Origin of the sequence: Parachitinimonas caeni, assembly GCF_030129945.1 — a bacterium.
Classification (GTDB): Bacteria; Pseudomonadota; Gammaproteobacteria; order Burkholderiales; family Chitinimonadaceae; genus Parachitinimonas; species Parachitinimonas caeni.
Genome location: NZ_JARRAF010000218.1, coordinates 1 through 374 on the forward strand (window position 1 = coordinate 1; position 374 = coordinate 374).

Annotated in this window: 1 protein-coding gene; it reads right to left on the bottom strand. The window is 62.3% G+C overall.

Going from position 1 to position 374, the window contains the following annotated elements:
* Positions 1–374, bottom strand: a 374-nt coding sequence (gene rdgC, locus PZA18_RS24390; RefSeq protein WP_284103479.1) for a recombination-associated protein RdgC, incomplete at both ends; no start/stop codon positions are given.

Genomic DNA, 374 nt, shown 5'->3' on the forward strand with positions numbered 1-374 from the left:
ACCAGATCGGTCATCAAGCCCCGCAGCTCCCCTACCAGCAGAGTCAGCGTGGCATCGAACAGCAGGTCGGCGCTGCCTGCGTCGGTGTCCTTGAGCTGGTCTTGCAGCAGATCCAGCATGGCCAGGCGTTTGATCTGCAATTTGTCGGTCAGAACAAAGCTGACGCGATCGGCCCAGCTGAGGGCCAGCTGCGTGACCAGCTTGCCAGCAGCCAGATGGTTGCGGATTTCCTCGGCGTTCAGATCCTGCCGGCGGCAGCGGATGACGGCACCCTCATCGCCGGGGGCTTTCAGCTCGCAGTCGGCATCCAGGGTAAACCCCTCGTCGGCGCCATTTTCCAGCCAGTTGGTCATCACCGTGACCGGACTTTGCTG